Annotated in this window: 16 protein-coding genes, 2 pseudogenes and 1 riboswitch; of the genes and pseudogenes, 13 read left to right on the plus strand and 5 right to left on the minus strand. The window is 53.0% G+C overall.

What is annotated here, in order from left to right; translation table 11 throughout:
- Positions 1-369: 369 nt before the first annotated feature.
- Positions 370-3,129, minus strand: coding sequence for a DEAD/DEAH box helicase (locus ACVBDQ_RS14235; protein ID WP_033012648.1), 2,760 nt, complete (start codon positions 3,127-3,129; stop codon positions 370-372).
- Positions 3,126-4,769, minus strand: coding sequence for an SWIM zinc finger family protein (locus ACVBDQ_RS14240; protein WP_033012657.1), 1,644 nt, complete (start codon positions 4,767-4,769; stop codon positions 3,126-3,128). Before ACVBDQ_RS14240 ends, ACVBDQ_RS14235 begins: the two co-directional genes overlap by 4 nt.
- A 216-nt stretch (positions 4,770-4,985) precedes the next feature.
- Between ACVBDQ_RS14240 and ACVBDQ_RS14245 the strand changes: the two genes are divergently transcribed.
- From ACVBDQ_RS14245 to ACVBDQ_RS14255, 3 genes are all read left to right on the plus strand, one after another.
- Positions 4,986-6,302 carry an SEC-C domain-containing protein gene (locus ACVBDQ_RS14245; RefSeq protein WP_014195137.1) on the plus strand — a complete coding sequence of 439 codons (1,317 nt, stop codon included), beginning with the start codon at positions 4,986-4,988 and terminating at the stop codon, positions 6,300-6,302.
- A 297-nt stretch (positions 6,303-6,599) separates the two neighbouring features.
- Positions 6,600-8,795 carry a YecA family protein gene (locus tag ACVBDQ_RS14250; RefSeq protein ID WP_011232729.1) on the plus strand — a complete coding sequence of 732 codons (2,196 nt, stop codon included), beginning with the start codon at positions 6,600-6,602 and terminating at the stop codon, positions 8,793-8,795.
- A 498-nt stretch (positions 8,796-9,293) separates the two neighbouring features.
- On the plus strand, positions 9,294-10,628 hold the full coding sequence (locus ACVBDQ_RS14255) for an SEC-C domain-containing protein (RefSeq protein ID WP_014195141.1): 1,335 nt from the start codon (positions 9,294-9,296) through the stop codon (positions 10,626-10,628).
- 86 nt (positions 10,629-10,714) lie between these two features.
- Here the strand turns inward: ACVBDQ_RS14255 and ACVBDQ_RS14260 are convergent, their stop codons facing one another.
- Positions 10,715-11,425 (minus strand): plasmid pRiA4b ORF-3 family protein, encoded by a 711-nt coding sequence (locus ACVBDQ_RS14260; protein WP_011232727.1) that lies wholly within the window; start codon positions 11,423-11,425, stop codon positions 10,715-10,717.
- A gap of 121 nt (positions 11,426-11,546) precedes the next feature.
- Between ACVBDQ_RS14260 and ACVBDQ_RS14265 the strand changes: the two are divergent.
- From ACVBDQ_RS14265 to ACVBDQ_RS14295, 7 genes and pseudogenes are all read left to right on the plus strand, one after another.
- Positions 11,547-11,591 (plus strand): annotated as a pseudogene (locus ACVBDQ_RS14265) (SEC-C metal-binding domain-containing protein); the annotation flags it as partial.
- A gap of 18 nt (positions 11,592-11,609) precedes the next feature.
- On the plus strand, positions 11,610-11,786 hold the full coding sequence (locus tag ACVBDQ_RS14270) for a hypothetical protein (protein ID WP_014195142.1): 177 nt from the start codon (positions 11,610-11,612) through the stop codon (positions 11,784-11,786).
- Between the two features lie 409 nt (positions 11,787-12,195).
- The gene (locus ACVBDQ_RS14275; protein ID WP_025039105.1) at positions 12,196-13,536 is read left to right on the plus strand and encodes an N-acetylmuramoyl-L-alanine amidase; all 1,341 of its coding nucleotides are present in this window, start codon (positions 12,196-12,198) and stop codon (positions 13,534-13,536) included.
- 242 nt (positions 13,537-13,778) lie between these two features.
- Entirely contained in the window at positions 13,779-15,152 is a 1,374-nt protein-coding gene (locus ACVBDQ_RS14280) for a UDP-glucose dehydrogenase family protein (RefSeq protein ID WP_020279260.1), read from the plus strand.
- Between the two features lie 256 nt (positions 15,153-15,408).
- On the plus strand, positions 15,409-16,737 hold the full coding sequence (locus ACVBDQ_RS14285) for a hypothetical protein (RefSeq protein WP_014196895.1): 1,329 nt from the start codon (positions 15,409-15,411) through the stop codon (positions 16,735-16,737).
- Between the two features lie 156 nt (positions 16,738-16,893).
- Positions 16,894-18,123 (plus strand): Zn-dependent hydrolase, encoded by a 1,230-nt coding sequence (locus ACVBDQ_RS14290; protein WP_328091414.1) that lies wholly within the window; start codon positions 16,894-16,896, stop codon positions 18,121-18,123.
- A 33-nt stretch (positions 18,124-18,156) separates the two neighbouring features.
- A complete protein-coding gene (locus tag ACVBDQ_RS14295; RefSeq protein ID WP_446663277.1) occupies positions 18,157-19,341 on the plus strand; it encodes a M20 family metallopeptidase in 1,185 nt (394 codons plus the stop codon).
- 323 nt (positions 19,342-19,664) lie between these two features.
- Here the strand turns inward: ACVBDQ_RS14295 and ACVBDQ_RS14300 are convergent.
- Together ACVBDQ_RS14300 and ACVBDQ_RS14305 are read right to left on the minus strand one after the other, a co-directional pair.
- Positions 19,665-19,860 (minus strand): annotated as a pseudogene (locus ACVBDQ_RS14300) (tryptophan 2,3-dioxygenase family protein); the annotation flags it as partial.
- A gap of 180 nt (positions 19,861-20,040) precedes the next feature.
- Positions 20,041-20,178, minus strand: a complete 138-nt coding sequence (locus ACVBDQ_RS14305; RefSeq protein WP_227412737.1) for a hypothetical protein — start codon at positions 20,176-20,178, stop codon at positions 20,041-20,043.
- Between ACVBDQ_RS14305 and ACVBDQ_RS14310 the strand changes: the two genes are divergently transcribed.
- From ACVBDQ_RS14310 to kdpA, 3 genes are all read left to right on the plus strand, one after another.
- Entirely contained in the window at positions 20,119-20,277 is a 159-nt protein-coding gene (locus ACVBDQ_RS14310) for a group II intron maturase-specific domain-containing protein (protein WP_227412636.1), read from the plus strand. The genes ACVBDQ_RS14305 and ACVBDQ_RS14310 overlap by 60 nt on opposite strands.
- A gap of 157 nt (positions 20,278-20,434) precedes the next feature.
- Positions 20,435-20,593: riboswitch (cyclic di-AMP (ydaO/yuaA leader) on the plus strand.
- Positions 20,594-20,901: 308 nt separating this feature from the next.
- Positions 20,902-20,964 carry a K(+)-transporting ATPase subunit F gene (kdpF, locus tag ACVBDQ_RS14315; protein WP_367779365.1) on the plus strand — a complete coding sequence of 21 codons (63 nt, stop codon included), beginning with the start codon at positions 20,902-20,904 and terminating at the stop codon, positions 20,962-20,964.
- 66 nt (positions 20,965-21,030) lie between these two features.
- A complete protein-coding gene (gene kdpA, locus ACVBDQ_RS14320) occupies positions 21,031-22,713 on the plus strand; it encodes a potassium-transporting ATPase subunit KdpA (protein WP_011232718.1) in 1,683 nt (560 codons plus the stop codon).
- Positions 22,714-22,725 lie beyond the last annotated feature (12 nt).

Here is a 22,725-nt window from a genome sequence, read left to right on the forward strand (position 1 = left end):
CCGTACAGGGTCTAAGCCACCATTAAGCATAACGTCCTGTTGAACTGTTTGCGCCTATTCTTCATTATGGGAAGAAAAGGGGGATTTTCATGCCCGGGTGGAGAGCAAAAATTGCTCATGGAACTTTCCGTGAAAATGCACGCGTCTTGATGGGGCATTTTCATGCCCAGGTGAAGGGCAAAGGTTGCTCATGGATCTTTTCTGTGTCCAACGGGATCGGGGCGACGTTCATCGCCCGCGTGATGCTCCTTTACGGTTGTTTTTGCCGCTTTTCCCGCTCCTTCATTTTCTCTTCCATCCGCTTCAGCAGCTTTTCCCACGGGTTTTCCGCCGTTTTTTTCTTGCGCTTTCGTTTTTCTTCCGCCATGCTCAAGCGCCTCCTTTCGCTGCGGCCGATAAGGCGAGCAAGTCGCGCAGTTCGTCATCGGACAGTTCGGTGATCCATGCCTCGCCTTCGGTGATGATGTCGGCGAGCGCTTGTTTTTGTTCGAGCATCTCGTCGATTTTTTCTTCGATTGTCCCGACGGTGATCAATTTATGGACGTGGACGAATTTCGTCTGTCCGATGCGGTAGGCGCGGTCGGTCGCCTGGTTTTCCACCGCCGGGTTCCACCAACGGTCGAAATGGATGACGTGGTTGGCAGCTGTTAAGTTGAGCCCGGTGCCGCCTGCTTTGAGCGACAAAAGGAAAATCGGCGCTTTTTTCGCTTGGAACTCATCCACCATCCGGTCGCGCGTTTGTTTTGGGACGCCTCCGTGCAAAAACAACACCGGCTCATCAAACAAGTCGGAAAGCAGCTGTTGGATCATCTCGCCCATTCGCACGTATTGCGTGAAGATGAGGCACGATTCGTCGTTGGCGCGGATTTGCTCGATCAGTTCGATGAGCTTTTCGAGCTTGTGCGACCGTTCAACGAGCTGGCGGGGGCGGCGTTCTTTCAAATACAGCGCCGGATGGTCGCAAATTTGCTTCACACCGTTTAGCATTTGCAAAATCAAGCCGCGCCGCGCAAACGGACTGGCTTCCTTTGCCCGTTCGAGTGTGTCGTTGACGAGCTGCTCGTACAAGGCAGCCTGTTCGGCCGTGAGCGGGCAATATTCTTTTTGTTCAAGCTTATCCGGCAAGTTGAGCGCAACCGCTTCATCCGTTTTCGTCCGCCGCAAGAGAAATGGGCGGATGAGCGCCTGCAGCGCCGCTTTTTTGCGGGCATCTCCTTCTTTTTCAATCGGCCCGGCAAAGCGCCGCTCAAACTCCGCACGGCTGCCGAGATAGCCGGGGTTGAGGAAATGGAAGATGCTCCAAAGTTCGCCGAGACGGTTTTCAACCGGCGTGCCGGATAAGGCGATTTTATGTTTTCCGCTCAAGCGGCGGATGGCGCGCGCTTGTTTTGTTTGCGCGTTTTTAATGTTTTGCGCTTCATCAAGGCAAATCGCATGCCAATGAATCTGTTTTAAATCGTCTTGGTCCAAATGAGCAAGGTTGTAAGACGTAATGACGAGATCGGCCTCGCCTGCCGTTTGCACGAACGCATCGTTTTTCGCCCGGTTCGGTCCATGGTGCACGTAGACGCGCAAGTCTGGGGTGAAGCGGGCGCATTCCTTTTGCCAGTTGCCGATCACGCTTGTCGGGCAGATGAGCAACGCCGGCGTGTCCGGGCGTTCGATTTCTTTGACGTGCGCCAAATAAGCAAGCAGCTGCACCGTTTTGCCTAGCCCCATGTCATCGGCCAAGCAGGCGCCAAAGCCGAATCGGCGCAAAAAGACGAGCCAGTCGACGCCGCGCTGCTGGTACGGGCGGAGCGTGCCGCGAAACGACGGCGGCACATTCGCTTTCGGCAATCCATCCAGCTGCTGGAGCTGGCGGATGAACGCGCGGAACTGATCATGGACGTCAATGTGGATCGGGATCGATTCGTCCGTTGCCTCTTCGCGCTCCTCTGCTTCTGAAAGCAGCGTTTGCGCCACGATATCGTGGATCGGCACGCCTTCTTTTTTCGCCTTTTCCATGAGCGCCTGGGCGCGGCGGACAAGGGCGGGGTCAAGGATGAGCCATTGGCCGCGCAGGCGAATGAGGCGCCGCTTTTGTTCCGCCAAAGCGGCAAACTCCTCTTCCGTCAGCTCAATCCCGTTGGTCGCGACGCGCCAATCGAAATCAGCGAGCCGCTCAAGGCCGAACAGTGATTCGGCGTTGACGGAAGGCGACAGTTTCGCTTTGATCGACAGCTGCGCCTGGCGGATGTCGTGCCACCAGTCGGGAAGCAAGAGGCGTACGCCCGCTTCGGTGAGCTTTAAGCTGTCTTCGGACAAAAAACGCCACGCTTCTTCATTAGACAGTTCCGTCCGCAGACCCTCCCCGGCGTCAAGCCACGGCACGATCGCGCAAATGCGGCGAATGGCGCGCTGGATCGATGATTCATATGGGCGCCAGGCGCGCGGAATATCACGGGCAGAGGCGATGACGCTGTCGTCGATGGCGATGAACACCGCTTCCAGCGTCCATGCGTCGCCGTCCTCAGGCGGCTCGACGAGGCGAAGCCCGACCGTAAACGGCGGCCGGTCGCCGAGCCAGCCGATTTGTTCCAGCCAATCGTCTTCCGTTCCGGTCCATTGGCCGCTGGGGGAGGCGATCAATGGATAAGTGCGAACGATTTCGCCCCAAATGCCGCGAAGTTCCGGGTCGCGTGAGAGCCAGTCGGCGACCGCAAGCGACCGCCATGTGGCGACGAACGGATCGGGATCGTCATCCGCGCCGCGCCAGCGGGTGCGTCCTGCTTCGCTCCATGCGCCGCCTGTGCTTTTCCACAAGGAAGCATCTGGAAGGAAGCGGCGTTCCCCCAACCCATTCCAAATGTGTCTCGCCCACTCTTCCAATCGGGCGGTGAATTCATCCGCCCATTCGATGACGGAAAAGCGCGAGTGCGGACGCAACGCGAACAGAGTGAGCGCTTGCCACGGCGACAGCCGCACGATGTCGTCTTCGATATCAATCATGGTCCCGTAAAAGGTTTCTTCGTGCCAAGCCAATAAAGGCGAAACCCATGATGAGGGATGGGTGGAACCAGAGAGCTCGAAACATCGAATCTCTTCATTCCATCTGCAGGAAATCTGAATCGTCTCCAATGCCTTCATGGAAGCAGTTTTCCTTTCTTTAATTCTTCATGAAACGCGCGCAGGCGCGCCGTTTTGGCGAGCAGCTGTTCAAGATACGCTTCCCATTGATCGAATCGCTTCATCGAGCGGTAATGAGCCCGCATCGTTTTCAAGTGGCGGACCGCCCTTTGGTAGCTTGACCGGTTTTTCTCGTTGAGCAGCTTGATCACGGTCCGATGATATAACGGCATGACAAGATCCGTCCCGCGCGCTTGCAATGTTTTGAGCAGCTGCGGATGCAGCTCATCAGCGGTGATGTTCGCCCATAAGAATAGGTCCACGACTTCCCGGTAGCGTCCTTGCCGATACAAAAAGTTGGTGTACTCGTTGACGCTGTACGGAAGGCTTCGCTGCAAAAAATCTTCCCATGCGTCCGAGCGGTTTCGTTGCCGGGCGTACATTTCAAACCAGTGCGCCGCTTCGTCCAAAAAACGGCTTCGGATGGGAGCGGGTATATGCGAAAGATAAAGCGGCCAATCGTCCTTCGCTTTTTCCCAAACGGATTCAAACCGCTTGACGAGGCCGTTGGTGATGAATCGCCCGATCCATTCAATCAAAAACAAGCCTGCCTGATCGGGGAACGCGCGGTAAAGCGCCATCGCTTCGTCGTCTTCGCCAAGCAAAAAGGAAAGATGAGCCGCCGCCATAGCGGCGCGGATGTCGTCTCGGTCTTTGGCGAGCCGAAGGAGTTCGGCTCGTTCCTCTTGCCGCCATGTGGGCTTGGTGAACAGCGATTCCCACGCGGTTGTGTAAAAGTCATAGCCGAATGATGACAGCCCTCCGTCCAAAAACAGTACATCACGAACATACGGAATCGTCTGTTCAATCAACGCGTTGAGCGACCGCGGCAGCGATTGAGTAGACAATTTTTCCAAGGCGTCAAAGGCGCGGTCGGCGACATAGTTGACGTCCTGCTGCCAGGAAAACTGTCCGTAAGAGGCGAATACGACGTCGTTCCACCCTTGCGCCTCCCCGTACTGCCGAAGCTTTTCCAACAAAAAGAGGGCGGCATGAAGCTCCCGCAACGGACGGGCGCCAGCTTGCTTCCCTTCGTTTTTGCCAAGTTTCGGGAGCAGCTGGAAGGCTAAACGGTACGGCCAGTTTTGGCCGTTTTGATGGCGGGAGAAAAAGTCTTCATACTGTTTCTCGAACTGGCCCCGCCAATCTTCAACCGTTTCATTGGCTGTGATCGAAAGGCCTGCCGTTTTCCCCGCGCGTTTTGGAGCAGGCGTTTTTGGTTCATGGACAGCGGATTCTTTCCACAACGCGCCGATTTGCCCTTTTTTCCAAAGGCGGAACAGCTCGCCAACGTCGAACACGTTGCCGTATATATAAAAGAACAGCGCCAAAACGTGTGGACACAGCCCTTCCGTCCCGCACGGGCAGCGATGGCGGCGGGTGACGTTGGACAAATCAAGCATGACATCATGGGGGGTGATGTCGGAAACGACCCCTTCCACTTCGTGGCTGTTGATCACCATGACGTTATAGACCAACCCGTTTCTTGATAAGTCGCGCCCTTTTTGAATGAGATTGTGGAAAATAGGAAACGGCAATTCTTTCACCAATTCTTCTGCCGCTTGCCGCAAAAGCGGTTTGGAGATCGTGGTCTGCAACATGTCGGTCCGTCCTTTCCGATCCATTCCTTATCATCCTATTATAGCATGTGACAGCGTGTCGAAAAAAGAGGGGCAATGTGACAAAACGCGTCTGTTCTCGAGCCGGCATGAAAGGACATTGCGAGCTTTTGAACGTGTACGCGTTTTGATAGAAAGAAAGCTGGTGATGGTTGAACGTCTATCGATGATGGTATAATAGGAATAGAAAAAGTCCAAATGGAAAAGAAAGCAGGTGCATCGAATATGGCGGAAACGCCGCGGAACGCGTTATGCCCGTGCGGAAGCGGGAAAAAGTACAAGCATTGTTGCGGAAAAAAAGAGGCGGTTTCGATTTCGTCATTGATTGACCGCGAGTTGATCGAATGCATGAATGATATGCGTCAGTTTGTTTTGCAGCGGTATGAGAGGGAGGCGGAAGAGCTTTTAGACCAGTTCCCGCTTGATGAGATGCCGGAGGAACTCGAGCTTGGCGTGCAGATCATGGCGGTGAACTGGATGTTGTTTTGTTGGCCGGTTGATGAAACAGGACAAACGATCTTTTCTGCTTACCGGAAAAGCCGTCATTGGGAGCGGTGGCGCCCGTCCGTTCAGGCGCACATCGAGAGGTGGGAAGGAGCCGTTCCGTCGCTTGGCGAGTTCATCGGCTATGATGACGACAATCGCCCCGTTGTCCGGGATTTGTTGACGGGAGGGGAAAAGATCGTTCATTTATTGGCTTCCCATCAATGGCCGAGCGTGATCGAAACAGGAGATGTGGTGTTCGGCTTCCTTGTGCCGTACCAAGACGTGTTCACGTGTTTCACAGCGGTGTTTCCGCTCCCGGCGTCAGGGAAAGATCGATTGCTTCGGGCGATTCAACAAGAAGGGGAGTGGAGCGGTCAGCCATCGGCTTTATGGATGCGCGATCGGTTCGTCGCTGTGCTTTCCGATGTGCTCTTGGAGTGGCTTTGGCAGTTCGCCAAACAGTTCAAATGGGATGATCCGAAACAAGCGGCCGTCATTCGCGAGCTCGATGAAAACGAGCCGGAGGCGCCAGCGGCGCTGCTCAATCAAGCGTTCGCCATATGGGCGATCTATTGCGGAAAAACATCCCGCCTCCCTTATTCGGTCCCCGTCTACGCGGCGGCGCTCCGCTATGTGGCTGGGCATTTGATGAAGGCGGAAGGATCGGAGGTGGAAGACATCGCCGATCGGTATGACGTGATGCCAGAAGATGTGCGATCGGCGGCGTTGGATTTTTTCCTGATGGCTGTTGATGATGAAGACGACGAGGAATGGCTCGATGACTGGGAGGAAGACTGGTTCGAAGAGGAAGGGGATGAGCTTGATGCGCGCATCAATGAATGGATCGATGACATCGATCTGATGTTGATGCGTGAAGGATGGAACGAGAAGCGAGTCAACCGTCATATTGACCGCGCCATCCGTTCGTGGCGGAATGAAGGCCTGCTCGAGGAAGTGAATGAAAAAGAATTGCGTAAAGAACTCCGCGATGTAGCGTGGGAGATCTTCACCGATCGGGGATTCATCTAGAAGCTGGCAGAAAAACGGGCGCTGCGCGCAAGTCAGCGGCATTTCGTCAGAAAGGAAAGCCGGTTCCACAAGGGCTCTCTCATTCAACCATCATGGAGCTCAACCCAAGCTCTCTATAAGCAGAAACAGGGAATGGAATACGTTCCATTCGTGAAACTCCAAAAAAAGCGGCGGGGAACGATCCGTTTTGACCGAATCCATAATGGATTGGGAAAAATGGCTTTGTGCGCGATTCCGACCGTTTTTAATATCTTGGTCGCCGTTTTGGAAAGGAAAGATTAGAAGGGAGGATTTTGCATGGCAATCGGCCGAAATGACCCGTGCCCGTGCGGAAGCGGGAAAAAGTATAAGAAGTGCTGCATGAACAAACAGCAGGAGCGTGAAATCAAGCGGGTGCGGCAGCGCCGCTTTTTTGACCAAAAATATGAGCTGTCGCAAATGGTGCAGCGGTTTTTGGATGAATCGCTGTCTTATGATGAACGCGAAGCGGTCAACCGTACATTTCGCCGAATGATCGAACAAAAGGATCATCGTGAAGAGTTGAAGGTGTTTGAGACGCTTTGGCGTTTTTTCCTCCATCGTTATCCGAATGGATTGCGCGGCGTTGAATGGTTTCAACAGGAAAAAGGGCGTCGTCTGTCTCCGGAGCTCAAGGAAATGTTGGACCGCTGGGTTCGACTTGTGCCGCGCCTTGTGCAATTTGTCGATTTGCATGATGAAGGAGGAGTGGCGGTCGACCGGTTGACGGGCGAGAAACTTCTCATGCCGTATTGCGAGACATTGGAGGTTGTGCGCCCTTGGGGCGGCATGTTTGCCTTTTTGGAGCCCTTTGACGGCGGCTATTACGTTTGCGGTGTATCATCGATTGTGGATCCGAAGGGCGTGGAACGGGCGGAAGAGAACATTCGCGTCTTGTTGACGCAAACCGATTGGCCGTATGAAAAGGTAGCCGTTGAACATTTTCTCGATATCGTTGATGCAGGCTATCCTCCGAGGGCGGACGATGTACAAGAGGAGCGCACGCGATGGACGTATGAATACGAATGCCAGGAAGCCGCTGAGGCGATGAGGAAGCTTGCTTCGATCGGACGCGCTCACATTGATCATGACGATGGGGAGAAAGTGGAAGGTTCATGGTGCACCAATGTGTACCATTATGTCGGAGTGATTTCCCCCAAGCCGATTCATGTGTTTGAATTAGGCGGGTCATTATCCGCTCATCGGTCGCGTCTCGTGTTGTCTACCGAGGAGGAAGGGACGGCCGAACAGCTCGTGTCGCTGCTGCAGGCGTTTGGGTATTCCCCAAAAGAACGAAAACGGGGGACAGAAGCCGTTTTGCGCCGAAAAGGGATCGAAAACGTTTCGCTTCATATTGATTCAGACCCAGACTCTCCCCCTTGGGTGGCAACGATGGCCGGATTGGATGTTCAAATGGAAAAAGCCCTTCACACCCCGCTTGAGAAATGGAATGGAAAAACCCCTCACGAAATGGCGCGCGAGGGGCGTGTGCAGGAAGTGGATGAGTGGCTGAAAGAGTATGAATTCCATTTGTTTAACATGCAAGAACGAGCCAATTTGCCGGTGCTCATCGGAGTGAATCCCATTCGCTCCCGTTATGGATTGCCCCCATCTCCGTTTAGCTCATCACATCGTCTTTCGGACTTATGGAAAATGAAATGGATGGGGCCGGAAAGAACCGAGACATTGTTGATCCGCGCGGAATGGGAAGGGATGTATTTTACCGATGACGCATTGGCGTTTTATAACGAAGTCATCGTGAGCGGAGAAAAAGAGGCCAAAGAGGCGTGTTGGGCCGTGGTTTTGCTCGTGTGTGAATATATGACCGGGCGGACGTTTTCATCGTGGGAGGACGTAGGAGAAGAAGACTGGAAACAATGCATCGTCGATCAAATCCCGTCAAGATGGAGTTCGTTTTCATGGGAAGTGGTGAGCCGAGCGCTCGATATGTTGCTTGAGTGGGCCGATTGGCTGGACCGCCGTTATGGAACGAATCATCGAACTGTTATTGGTGCCGTGCTGGAAGAGGTCAGAAGCGAATTGGAACATTGCTTTGCTTTGCTGGATGAATGGAGGGGCGAGAACGGAAAGGGGGATGAGGAACTGATGGCTTGGCAGCTTGCTCGTTTGTTTGGTTTGCCTATTTCCCTTTCCGTCGGTTTCTCGTTTTTCCGCGTCAAGCGTGTGGAACAGGGGAAGGCGGTGCTGGATTGGCTTGCCCATAACCGAACGGTGACATGGGACATTCCGAAGCGGGCAGAGCCGCATCTGTTGCCGGGCATGTATATCGTCGCCGCGACCGATCGCAACGGCAAGCTGGACGATCTTGCCCGCGTATATCCGCCGTCTTTCTCACCGTACGTAGAGCCGTGGCTTCAGGCGCTGCAAGAGTGGCCAGACAAGGTGGAGAAAGAACGGGCTGCGTTTCAAGAGCGCCTGCTTGCCTCGTTGTCCCGTTTGCTTCGCCGGCCGTAGGCGTCCCGATGAATGACGGGGCGCTTGTTTCTCTCGGCTCGGCCTCTATGATTCTCCATTATGCAGGCAAGCCCAATGGTAAGAGTCATTCATATTCTTAGGATTTTGGTCCATCACCATAACGTGTGCTTGAGAAGCAGGGTTTTTCTCGTTTTACCGAGAAACGGATGAGGACGCGAATGATCCAAGAATCCTACACCTTTAGGAGTGCGGAGTGTCAACCGGCATGAAAATCATGGATTGGCTGATTTCTCCTTGGAGAAGGAAATATGGCATGTTTTGAAAAAGCCAAGGGCACCTTTTGATAAAAATGGAATGCGAATCGATGTTCTCGACATGAGCGGCGGAAGTCCCAAAGTGCTTGCGATATGTGTTGCTGAAAGCAGTTCCATCACACGTTGATCGTGAATGTCTCCCCAAAGTGTTTAGCTGGCCCGAGCGTTAGCGTAGAGGGGGAGAACGTTCAATGACTATGATACAAAGAAAGTAGGTAGCTATATGGTGAAGGCATCGCGAAACAATCTTTGTCCATGCGGCAGTGGGAAAACGTACAAGCATTGTTGTGGGAAGAAAGAAGCAGTATCGATAGAATCTCTAATTGACCGTGAAGTGGCCAAATGTATGCAAGATGTGTTTTCGTTTGCGTTAGAGCGATATGAGGAAGAGCTTGCTTTCATGATGTCTGGTTCTCCATTTCAAGGGCTTCCTAACGAGCTGGAGACCAGCGCCAATTTATTGCTGACGAACTGGGCGATTTTTCACAGACACGTTGATGACAAAGGGATGACAATTTTTTCAGCCTATATGAGAAGCCGGCGCCGCACGCGGTGGCGTCCAGCAGTGCAAACTCATTTGAAGCGATGGGACGAGGCGGTTCCGTCGTTTGACGAGATCATTCATATCGAGGATGAGCGGCGTTTCCTTGTACGCGATCTGTTGACCAGAAAAGAAAAGTACGTCCGTTTTTTGACGCCGGAGGAGCTTCCGTCTGCTAGGGAGGGGGACGTGTTAGTAGGATGCCTCGTTCCACATGGGGACGAGTGGGCGTACTTCATGAAGGTGCTGCCGATTCCAAAGAGCGGGAAGGATCGGCTTGCGCGGGCGCTTCAAGCGGAATGGAATCCGGATACGAAAACGTGTGAAGTGTTTTTGCGCGAGTCGTTTCCGGAATTGCTTGAAATAGCGGTCCATGAGCTGTTGTGGCAGCTGCTGAGCGAAAAGGACTGGGGGGATCGAGATCAAGATGATGTTTTTCGCGAATTAAAGAAAAAGGAAGAAACAACCTCCTCCTTAGTGCTCAGCGAGGCTGCGTTCCTTTGGCGCGCATATTGCGAAATGGATGAACCGGTCATCAAGAATCCTGCTGTGTATGCGGCTGCACTCCGTTATTTGGCGAGTGAAATGGCTGGAAGAGAATTTGTCAATATGGAAAAGGTTGCGGAACACTACGGCGTTCCTGTAGAGGAAGTGGAAGCCGCTGTGATGGAATTGTTTTTATTTCGCACAGAGTTGCTCGATGATGGAGATGATGAGGGCGAGAATGATGATGAGTGGCTCTTTGACGATGGGGATGACGGTGATGAGATCTGGTTCGACGACGGTGGGATGGAGGATGGCGATGAGCTGGACCGTGCGATTGAGGAATGGCTTGACCAAGTTGAGGAGTTGTTTGATTGCGAGGGCTGGGACGTTGATCAAGTCCATCGCTTGATCGACAAAGCGATCCGAACATGGAAAAAGGACGGGTTGCTTGAAGGAGTCGATGCAGCTGAGTTGCGCAAGGAGCTCGAGGAGCTCGTCTGGGAGACGTTTGCCGAACGGGGATTTTTGTAAGGCGATGGACAAAGCAGGCAACAAAGGACAGATGGGTGCGAAAGAAGGTGCCCTTGAGAGATGACGGATACCTTCTTTCGCATGCGTTACAATCGGATATAGGCCAGCCGCTCGTTCGCTTCCTCGACGTCAAAGGCATCAGGGTCAAAATCTTCGCCTTTCATGTCGTACATCCAGTCTACCAGCTCGCGCAATTCGGGATCGGCAAGAGAGTCTTTTTGCGCCGCCGCTTCCAGCAGCTCCAGGTAGCCATAGACGCCGCCGCAATCCTCGGGAGGGCACGCCCGTTTTCCTTTCAGGCAAGCGGCGCGTTCCAACGGTTTTGGGAGTGTTTCAATCTTTTCAACAGTGACGGTATGGCGCCAGTAGTCGCCAAAATCGTAAATATATAGAAACTTTTGTTTTTCTTCCGTCAGCCATTGCTGTAATGGGATGCGGCGGGCGTCCATCAGTTCTTTTTCCAGCTGAAACGAATCCCAGCCGTCAGGGATGCCGATGAGAACGCTTCCGAAATCGAATTCGTATAAATGGGCTTGTTCCCATCCCATCGCTTCTTGGATGATGAGATGAAGCTCGTGAAATGTCGCATGTCCGGGAACAAGGACGCGCCGCCAAATCGGCGGGCGGATGCCGTTTAATGTGATTTTCAGCTGGTAGGCTGTTTTGGACCGCCGCCGTTTGGAGGGGGGTGCGCTCTTTGGCGCCTCAACCCATCTGCCGTGTGGACGGTCCCGCTCTGTCGGATGGAACATGGCAGACAATTCGTCGATCAGTTTAGCAAGATTGTCGGGGTTCATAGCCCTCGTCTCCTTTCGGATAAACGTTTTGTATAATAGTAGTTTATCCTGTCCATAGTAGAATTTAAACATTATTGATGGAAATATTGAAATAAAGAAAGATGGGAGAGGAGGATGACGCATGTCGATCGGCTGGAATGACCCATGCCCGTGTGGAAGTAGGAAAAAGTATAAGAAGTGCTGCATGAACAAACAGCAGAATCATGAAATCAAACGGGTGCGCCAGCGCCGCTTTTTTGGCCAAAAATATGAGCTGTCGCAAATGGTGCAGCGATTTTTGGATGAATCGCTGTCTTACAACGAACAAGCAGTGGCGAGACGGACGTTTTACCAAAAAATAGAGGGTATGAAGTATTTGTAATATTTTGGATTTTTTGAAACACTTTGGTGCTTGTTCATTCACCGTTTTCCCAATGGAATGCGCGTCATTGAATGGTTCCAGCGCGACAAAGGACACCGTCTCCCGTTGGAGCACGGAGCGCTTTTGGCGCTTCTGCGTGTTTCTTCATGGGGACGGCTTATCCATTCGGACATCGGTTAGAGAAGCGATGGTGGTATGTCGGCCGTAGCTGGATGGTTCGACTGGGTTGCGCGTTGTGGCTGCTGTCGTGTGAAGAGGCATCATGCAGAAAAAGGAGAGCTATTGTCGGTTGATGGATGCCGCCCCGCTAGTTTTGTCGAGCGGTTTTCCCAAGTGACAGACAGGAAATTCCCCGTTGTGCGCGAACGATATAGTAGACAAATTGGAGACAACGGGGGAGGGAATGCGCATGAGGCGAGGAATATGGCTCGCCCTGTTGTTTTGTTTGCTATGGCTGGCTGCGGCTGCTTGGCCGGTGGGGGCGAAAGGGGAGAGTGGGAAAACCGCTCAGTTGGCGGTGGTGACGGCGGATCAGGTGAACGTCCGCCAAGGGCCGGGGGTGCCATACCGTCCATTGGCGAACGTTCACCGCGGCGAGGCGTATCGGCTGATCGAGGTCAAGGATGGATGGGTGAACATCGAGTGGAAACCGAATCGAACCGGGTGGATCGCCGCGCGGTACGTCGCGTTGGCAAAAGAGACGGCCGTCGTGCAAGAAAACCGACTCCGCCTTCGACAAGAGCCGAGCCGAGATGGGCGAATTATCGGGCATTTGGCGCGGGGAGAAACGGTATGGGTCATCAAGGAAGATGGGGAATGGACGGAAGTGATCGCAGACGGTGCGATCGGCTGGGTGTCTTCAGCATACCTCACTGCGGCTCGGGAGTCATCGATTTCGCATCAAACCGGAATCGTCAACGCCAGTTCGCTCAACGTTCGGGCTGAGCCGTTATTGAAGGCAGCGCGCGTCGGACGCCTTGTCCGTGGTGAAGAGGTCGAGATTGTGGAAAAGAAACCGGGATGGTACAAAATTGCCTCCCAAACAGGGCTTGATGGGTGGGTGTCATCCGCATATGTGCAGGTAAAGGGTGGACAAGCTAATGAAAAGGAAGCGGAAGCGCCCCAGTCGGCTGACCGCTCGCTGCTTTCAGCCATCGCGCCTAGCGACTCCCGCCTTTATGTAGACAGCTGGACGCGCGGTCCTGTTCAGGCGCTGGCCGGAAAAACGATCGTTCTTGACGCTGGCCACGGAGGCAAAGACGGCGGGGCCCAAAGTGTCGATGGCATCAAGGAAAAGGAGTTGACGTTGGAAACCGCCAAGCTTCTGAAAAACAAGTTGCAATCTTACGGCGCCCGCGTCGTGCTGACGCGCTCTAGCGATGAGTATGTGCCGCTGTCCGCGCGCGTGGCGATGGCGCGCCTGTATCAAGCGGATGCGTTTATCAGCCTGCATTATGACAGCGCAGATGACCAACAGGCGAGCGGCATCACCGTTTATTATTACGACCGTTTTGCCGATTACGGCTTAGCGCAATCATTCGAAGACCCGCTTTCCCGATTGGCCGCACTGCCTTTCCGCGGCGTTGCGTTTGGCGACTATTACGTGCTGCGGGAAAACGACAGACCGTCTGTATTGCTTGAGCTCGGCTATGTAAGCAACCGCACAGATGCGGCGACGGTGGCGACAGACGACTATCAGGAAGCAGTGACGGCCGCGATCGCGGATGCGGTTCGGCATTATTTTGAATAAGAAATGATCGTGGAGAAATCGTTGATCGGCGGTCTGTTCGTTTTTGTGATCAATCGGCCGTCATCAAGCAAACGGAAACACGCCGTGCAACCGGGGGGGTGGCTCCTCCCGGTTTTCTTTTGGCCGCAGAGCACAACCGGTGAACTCAGCGGCTAGGCGAAAACAATGAAAATCCCCAGGCGATTCGATATAATGAGAACAAGCGACAATAGCCGCAATGGATCAAAAAGGTGTGAGGAACGATGAAAATCACGATCGCCGGGGCGGGGTATGTTGGGCTTGTGACCGCCGCCTGCCTGGCTGATAAAGGTCATGATGTCATATGCGTGGATGTCAATGAGGAAAAAATTCGGCGGTTGAATGAAGGAATCGTCCCCATTTATGAACCGGGGCTCGAACCGCTCATCCAACGGAACAGCGCCCGCCTTCGCTTTACCACAGACGATGCGGAAGCGTATCGATGGGCGGAAGTGATCATGGTCGCGGTCGGCACCCCGCCGCTGCCGGACGGATCGGTCAAGCTCGATGACGTATGGGAAACGCTGCGCCGCATCGCCGCGTCGGCCGAACGCGACTGCCTTGTGGCCATCAAATCGACCGTGCCAGTCGGTACGGGAGACGAAGCGGCTCGCTTTTTGGCGGAACACGGACGCGGGGGGGTGCGTATCGATGTCGTTTCCAATCCGGAGTTTTTGTCACAAGGAACGGCGGTGCGCGATACGTTGCAGGCGCCGCGCATTGTGTTAGGCGTCGAATCGGAGAGAGCTGAGCGGATAATGAAGGACCTCTACGCCCCGTTTGCGCTCCCGTACGTTGTCACCGACCGCAAAAGCGCAGAGATGATCAAGTACGCTGCCAATGTGTTTTTGGCGCTGAAAATTTCGTACATCAACGAGATCGCCAACGTATGCGAGTTGGTAGGGGCCGACATTCAGGCGGTGGCGGAAGGAATCGGCATGGATCCGCGCATTGGCCGCCGCTTTTTGCGCGCCGGCGTCGGCTACGGCGGCTCTTGCCTGCCGAAAGATACGAAGGCGCTTTATGCGTTGGCTGCCTCCCATGGCTATTCGCTCAAAACCGTGTGGGCGGCGATGGACGTCAATGAGAAACAAAAATGGAAGCTTCTTGACAAAGCGCGTCCGCACATCGGAGATTTTCGCAACCGGACTGTTGCTGTGCTTGGCGCCGCATTCAAGCCCGGCACTGACGATGTGCGCGAATCGCCGGCATTGGCGAACATCGAACGGCTCATTGCCGAAGGAGCCGACGTGCGCGTCTGGGACCCGGCCGCCCTCGGTCATGTCTCGCGCCGTTTTGGCGATGCGGTTGTTTGTTGCGAGACAATGGAGGAAGCCATTCGCGGCGCGGATGTTTGTTTCATTTTCACCGAATGGCCGGCTGTGCTGCAATTTGACCTTCACCGTTACAAGACGCTGATGAATCGGCCAATTGTGCTTGACGGGCGCAACTGCTACGACCCGAAACAAGCCGACGCCGCCGGCCTCATCTACGAGTCGATCGGTCGGCCGGTGGGGCATAGGCAGCTGAAAGTGGATCGGGCTGTTGACGTTCTCCAGTGCGCCTCAGCTGCCTTTTTCCACAAACAAAGTGAATAGGGATGCCGCTTAATTGTCCCGTTCGCATCGCCACGACGGCTTTTTTGTAAAAAAGGGAATAAGGCGGTCTGTCCGTTCGATGGAAGTGGGATAGTAGACATGCCGGCGGGCGCGGGGCATCAATCGCCGTTTCAAAGAAAGAGAAGGTTATGTTTCCAGTGGTTTTATGGGAAAACGTGGGGTCGTGGCCCGCCACTTTGAAAGCGGAGACAGGCGGGGAAGAGAGCGGCTGAAGAAGCCGTCTTTTCCCACCGCTATGGGCAGGCGGCAAAAGGAGGGATGTATCATCCGCATTCGCTTAGGTCTGTTTGGTGCGGACGATTCGCTGTCAATTATTCAGGCGGTGGCGCAAGAGTACAAAGAGCTTGTTTGCGTTCCCGTTGTGTATTGGGATGAAAGTGAAGTGATCGATTTGATCCGCCCGCTCGCGTCAGAAGTTGATATGTGGCTGTTTTCCGGACAAGTGCCGTATTCGATCGTCAAGCAGTCCAGTGAGGTCGATGCGCCGCTGTTTTATGTGCCACATATTGGTGCCAGCTTGTACCGCACACTGCTGCAGGCGCACTATACGGAGCAGATTCCGGTCAGCCGGCTTAGTTTTGACACGTACGAGCGCCGCGAAATCGAACGGCTGCTCGAAGAGGCGGGCATCGAGGAGCCGATTCCATACGTCAAGCATTACGAGGGAGGCATTTCGGCCCAGGAACTGTCCGACTATCATTACACCCTTTGGAAACAAGGGAAAACGGAAGCAGCGGTCACCTGTTTGCGGACAGCCCATCTCGAACTGGAGAAACTCGGAATGCCGGTGTATCGGGTATTGCCTGCCCGCTCGGCGGTGGAAGCGGTCATCCAAACCATCATTCGCACCGGACAGATGCTGCAGGTGCAAGATGCGCAAATCGCCGTGCAAATGATTGAAGTCGATGCGATGCAGGCGGCCTCCCCAGAGACATTTTCGACCGATGACATATATCGTCTGGAGATGAAGACAACGGAAAAATTGCTACGGTATGCAAAAAAAGTCCAAGGGTCGCTGAAAAGCGCCGGGCCGGGCCGCTATGTCATTTTTACGACAAGGGGCGCATTAAAAGAGATCACCGATGGCTATAAAACGGTCCCCTCGGCGGAGGAGACGGAGCTCTTGTACAGCGAGGTCATCGCGTGCGGAATCGGCATCGGCCGAACGGCGTATGAGGCCGAAATTCAGGCTGGGAAGGCGTTTTTGCATGCGAAACAAAGCGGACGGGGTGCGTGGATGGTGGTGTTTGATGACGGAACGATCTCGGGTCCGTTAGGAAAAAGTGTGCACCTCCGCTATTCGCTCGGCGGCGGAGAACTGCGGCAGCTGGCGGAGCGGACGGGATTAAGCGCCGCGACGCTCTGCAAATTGAAAGCAATATTGCAAAAACGAGGAACCAACGAGATCGAAGCGCATGAGTTGGCCTCTTACATGGGGATTGTGCCGCGCAGCGCCCGCCGGATTTTAAACCAATTGGAGACCGTGGGCCTTGCCGAAGTGGCCGGGGAGACAAACCCGTATCCGCGCGGGCGTCCGCGCAAAGTATACCGCATTTTCTTATAATTGCTCGATCAGCTTCTGCCTTTAGCGACAGGCAGAAGTTTTTTGTTGTCTTGAAGGCGTTTGTATTATTTGTATTATTTGAAAATTTCCTCTGTTTCCATTATAATTAAGGACATATCCGAAAATTATCCGTAATTGGCGTGAGGGGAGGATAGCTTGATTCAAGGGGAACGTCTTTGGCAACGGCTCATGGAACTAGGGGAGGTTGGCAAGAAACCAAGCGGCGGCGTCACGCGCCTCTCGTTCACTGCTGAAGAGCGGAGGGCGAAAGACTTGGTCGCTTCCTACATGCGCGAAGCCGGGCTTTTCGTATATGAAGACACGGCTGGCAACTTGATCGGACGGAAAGAAGGGGCGAATCCGGATGCCCCGGTCGTCCTTGTTGGATCTCATCTCGATTCGGTTTACAACGGCGGCTGCTTTGATGGACCGCTCGGGGTGTTGGCCGGCGTGGAAGTTGTTCAGACGATGAACGAGCACGGGGTTGTGACGCACCACCCAATTGAAGTAGTGGCGTTTACGGACGAAGAAGGAGCGCGCTTTCGTTTCGGCATGATCGGAAGCCGGGCGATGGCGGGGACGTTGCTGCCGGAAGCGCTCGAGTGCCGCGACGCGAACGGAATTTCTATTGCGGAAGCGATGAGACAGACGGGGCTTGACCCGGACCGTTTGCCGCAGGCAGCACGAAAACCAGGAACGGTGAAAGCCTATGTCGAACTGCACATCGAACAAGGACGGGTGCTGGAGGAGGCTGGTCTTCCAGTTGGCATCGTCACTGGCATCGCCGGGCTGATTTGGGTGAAGTTTATCATCGAAGGAAAAGCGGAACATGCCGGAGCGACGCCGATGTCATTGCGGCGCGACCCGATGGCGGCAGCCGCCCAGATCATCACAGTGATCGAAGAGGAAGCAAGACGAACAGGGACAACGGTCGGTACTGTAGGACAGTTGCATGTATATCCGGGCGGTATTAATGTCATTCCGGAACGGGTCGAATTTGTGCTCGATTTGCGCGACTTGAAGGCTGAGGTGCGCGATCAAGTATGGAATGACATAGCCGCGCGGGCAGAGACGATCGCCAAGGAGCGGAACGTTCGCCTCACGACCGAGCGACTGCAAGAAATGGCGCCGGTGTTATGTTCCGAGGTGGTGAAACAGGCCGCGGAAAGAGCGTGCAAGCAGCTCGGGTATCCGCCGTTTTGGCTGCCGAGCGGCGCAGCCCATGACGGCGTACAGTTGGCTCCTCTTTGCCCGATCGGGATGATTTTTGTCCGCTCCCAAGACGGGGTGAGTCATAGTCCGGCGGAATGGAGTACTAAAGAAGACTGCGCCGCTGGAGCAGAGGTGCTTTATCATACGGTGTGGCAACTGGCCCAAGGGGAATAACGAAAAAGACAAACGAACAGGGGGAGACTATGGATGACAAAGGAAGAAATCAAACGGCTCGTCGATGAAGTGAAAACGGACGTCATCGCCTGGCGCCGCCACTTGCATGCCCATCCCGAATTGTCGTTCCAGGAAGAGAAAACGGCGCAATTTGTGTACGAGACGCTGCAATCATTCGGCCATCTTGAGTTGTCGCGGCCGACGAAAACGAGCGTGATGGCGCGCCTTGTCGGCCCAAAGCCAGGCCGGGTCGTCGCCATTCGCGCGGATATGGACGCCCTGCCCATTCAAGAGGAAAACACGTTTGAATTTGCCTCCAAAAACCCAGGCGTCATGCATGCGTGCGGGCATGACGGCCATACGGCGATGCTTTTGGGGGCAGCGAAAATTTTCGCCCAGCTGCGCGATGACATTCGCGGTGAAATCCGCTTTTTGTTCCAACACGCGGAAGAATTGTTCCCGGGTGGGGCGGAGGAGATGGTGCAAGCCGGCGTCATGGACGGGGTGGACGTCGTCATCGGCACTCACCTTTGGTCGCCGCTTGAGCGCGGAAAAATCGGCATTGTGTATGGGCCGATGATGGCCGCACCCGACCGCTTTTTCATCCGCATCATCGGCAAAGGCGGCCATGGAGCGATGCCGCACCAAACGATCGATGCGATCGCCATCGGAGCGCAAGTCGTGACGAACTTGCAGCACATCGTCTCGCGCTATGTCGACCCGCTCGAGCCGCTTGTTCTGTCCGTGACGCAATTTGTGGCGGGTACGGCGCATAATGTCCTGCCTGGGGAGGTCGAAATCCAAGGGACAGTGCGCACGTTTGATGAGACGCTGCGGCGCACGGTGCCGCAATGGATGGAGCGCATTGTCAAAGGAATCACCGAAGCGCACGGCGCCTCGTATGAGTTTCGATTTGACTACGGCTACCGCCCGGTCATCAACTACGATGAAGTGACCCGCGTCATGGAGGAAACGGCGTGCGAGCTGTTCGGCGAAGAGGCAGTGGCCCGCTTGAAACCGAACATGGGCGGCGAAGATTTCTCCGCCTTTTTGCAAAAAGCGCCCGGCAGCTTTTTCTACGTCGGCGCGGGCAATGTAGAAAAAGGCATCGTTTACCCGCACCACCACCCGCGCTTTACGATTGACGAAGACGCGCTTGAGATTGGCGTGCAAATGTTTGTCGCGGCGACGTTGAAACTGTTGGCGGGGGCGGAATAGCTGTTTTCGCTTGACATATCCAAGATTGTCAGTTCAAACGTTTGATCCTTGGGTGGCGGGATTGATTGGCGCCGCTGGGTTGCTCACTGCCATGGTGCCAGGGTCGATGATTTTAGTGACAGCATCAACGTTGTGGTGAGTTGGATTCCGTTTGGCCCAGTTACGGTGAAAGAAGGAAAGCGGGCGATGTAGGAGGAAAAGTTGGCGATTGGACATCGTGCTTATCAATGGACGGGGAAAGCAAAGAAGGCATGGAATGCATCCGTGCCTTCTTACATGCTTTATGGTTGTCTAACGTGCATTGAATCGCAACTTTTCATTTAATGTAACATGAGCTTCATCCAAAGTTCGCTTGTTTGGTGAATAAATGATAAATAGCATTTCATCATGATGAATCGGACAGTCGCCGCTGGCTTGACAAAATTTTATCAAGCTGAAGGCAGCCTGCATACGAATGTCCTCTTGAAAATCCGTGTGAATCCCTTCCTCCAGTCCGAATGGATCTTGAAAGTTCGTCATGTTGTTCGACCCCTTTTTCCAATTAGTAGATGGATCACGCTACGTTTACGATGATCGGTCAGCATTGGCCGCTGTTGTGTTTGACTGCGCGGAATAGTTTGCTGCAAGGTGCATTGCATGAACCTTTTTAAATGGCATATGCAATCGATAAGAAAATTAACCAAGGCACCCCAAATTGTTTTACACGATGTAACCCATGTCGTCCAACGCCTGAAACAGCGGATTCGACAACTGACGAATCCCAACTAGATCCTCTCCATGCAGGAGCACATCCAGCGAGTAAATCAATACATCATGGGATGGATCGGATATTTTCAACTCATAAACACCCAATGCTCCGTCTCTTATTGCATCGAGGGTCGAGAGGCATTTTGTTTGCCTAGTCACTGTCGAACTCGGGTGCTTGAAAATAGATGAAAAATAAAGAATAAATTAGTTAGCTTATGAAAAAATAAATGTAAAACGCTTTCTTGATGATTTTTCCGTTTATTTTCAAAAAAATAGCTAATTTTAGCTGTTTGACGGTATGGTGGACCAAGAGTATAATGAGCCTCAAATTAAATAACCATTCATTCCCTAAAGATCGCTGAATCCGAATAGGAGCGGGGGAACCAACCGTGGCTTTGTGCGCCACATGGGGTGAATCCTGTTCAGGACGCCTGTTCTGAACGGGTAGGGTGACTCTCATCACCCGAATCCGTCAGCTAACCTCGTAAGCGTGTTGAGAGAAGGGGGGTATTTCCTATGGCTTGACATAGGCAGCCAGATACCCTCTGGCTGTCTTTTTTTGTTCTTTTTTATAAAAAATATGTAATTTATGTAAAAAATAATAAATTTGGTTTGTTGAGAAATCTTCGTGTATGTATAAGTCAATGTTTCCGAACTTTAAGCGGAAAGATGACAAAAGGCGGAGGGATCACTGATGTGGGATGTGATGATGGTTGTTTTGCTTGTCGTGAGCTTTATTCTCTTTTATGAATTTTCTGTTTGGTGTGATTCCGTGGTGAATGGAGGAGAAGAACAATGATCTGGATAGTAGGGATGGTGATATTGGGGGTATTTTGCTATCTCGTATACGCACTTATTTACCCGGAAAAATTTTGAACTGACGGTCAGATAAATTCAGTTATGAATTGGAATATGAGTGATCACGCGTGAGGGGGAAGAAACATGTGGCATGTCTTTTCGCAATATACACTTATTTTCTTGTTGTTGATCGTTATCGCGGTGCCATTGGGAAAATATTTATATGTGGCTTTCTTTGAAAAAGGAAAGATCGATCGTTTCTTTTCGCCCATTGAAGCGGTGATTTATCGATTATCAGGTATTCGCTCACTAGAAGAGATGACTTGGAAGTCGTATTGTACAGCATTGTTGATCGTGAATGCGGCATTGTTAGGTATATCCTATGGGCTTTTGCGTATTCAACATTATTTGCCGCTTAATGGGGCCAAAGTGGAAAATATGGAGCCGACTCTTACGTTTAACACTGTGGTTAGTTTTATGACAAATACAAACCTGCAGCATTATAGCGGAGAATCTGGATTATCCATTTTATCACAGATGTTATTTGTGACGATGATGATGTTCACGTCAGCCGCCACGGGACTGACTGTTGCTACTGCTTTAATTCGCGCGTTGTCTAAAAAAGGAAAAACGATAGGGAATTTTTATCAAGATTTTGTGCGCGCGAATGTGCGTGTATTGCTCCCGCTATCTGTCATCGTAACGATCTTGTTAGTGGCCTTTGGGGTTCCGCAAACCTTCTTGGCCCGCATGGCTGTATCAACATTAGAGGGAGGCACACAAACGTTAGCGCTGGGACCTGTCGCTTCGCTTGAGTCCATCAAACACCTCGGGACAAACGGAGGGGGATTTTTCGGAGCGAACTCGTCTCATCCGTTTGAAAATCCTCATCCGTTTACGAACGTAATCGAGATGTTATCGATGTGGTGCATTCCAGCGGCTCTGCCTTTTACGTATGGTCATGCTGTAAAAAATCGCAAACAGGGGTGGGTATTGTTTGCGACAATGTTCGTTTTGTTCGTCATGATGCTTGGGGTTGTGTACAATGCGGAACAATCTGGGAATCCCCTTGTGGGCAAATCAGGATTTGCAGCTGACCAAGGAAATATGGAAGGCAAGGAAGTACGTTTCGGCATTCCGCTGTCCAGTTTATTTACGGCGATCACGACAGCGGCCACAACCGGGTCAGTCAACAATATGCACGATAGTTTGACTCCGATTGGGGGGCTCGTTCCGCTGGCATTAATGATGTTAAATAACGTGTTTGGCGGCGATGGGGTAGGGTTTGTGAACATCATGATGTATGCGATGATTGCCGTTTTTTTATCAGGCTTGATGGTCGGGCGTACACCTGAATTTTTAGGGCGCAAGATCGAGCCAAAGGAAATGAAGCTGATCGTCATCGCGTTGTTGCTTCATCCTCTCATTATTTTGGCGCCGTCAGCCATAGCGTTAATGACGCACATGGGGACCGAGGCAATCAGCAATCCTGGCTTCCACGGCATTTCGCAAGTGGTGTATGAATATACATCTTCGGCGGCGAACAATGGGTCAGGATTTGAGGGATTGAAGGATAATACGGCATTTTGGAACATTTCGACTGGTGTTGTCATGCTTTTGGGGAGATATGTTTCCATTATTGCGATGCTTGCGGTCGCTGGGTCTTTGGTCGGAAAACAGCCAGTGCCCGAAACCATTGGAACATTCCGTACCGATACAGCCACATTCGGCGTCATTTTATTTGGGACAGTGTTCATTATCGGAGCACTTACCTTTTTCCCTGTTCTGATCCTGGGTCCGGTGGCGGAATATTTAACCATTCGCTAAGGAGGAAACGTC

Source organism: Geobacillus sp. CCR, from assembly GCF_052906625.1.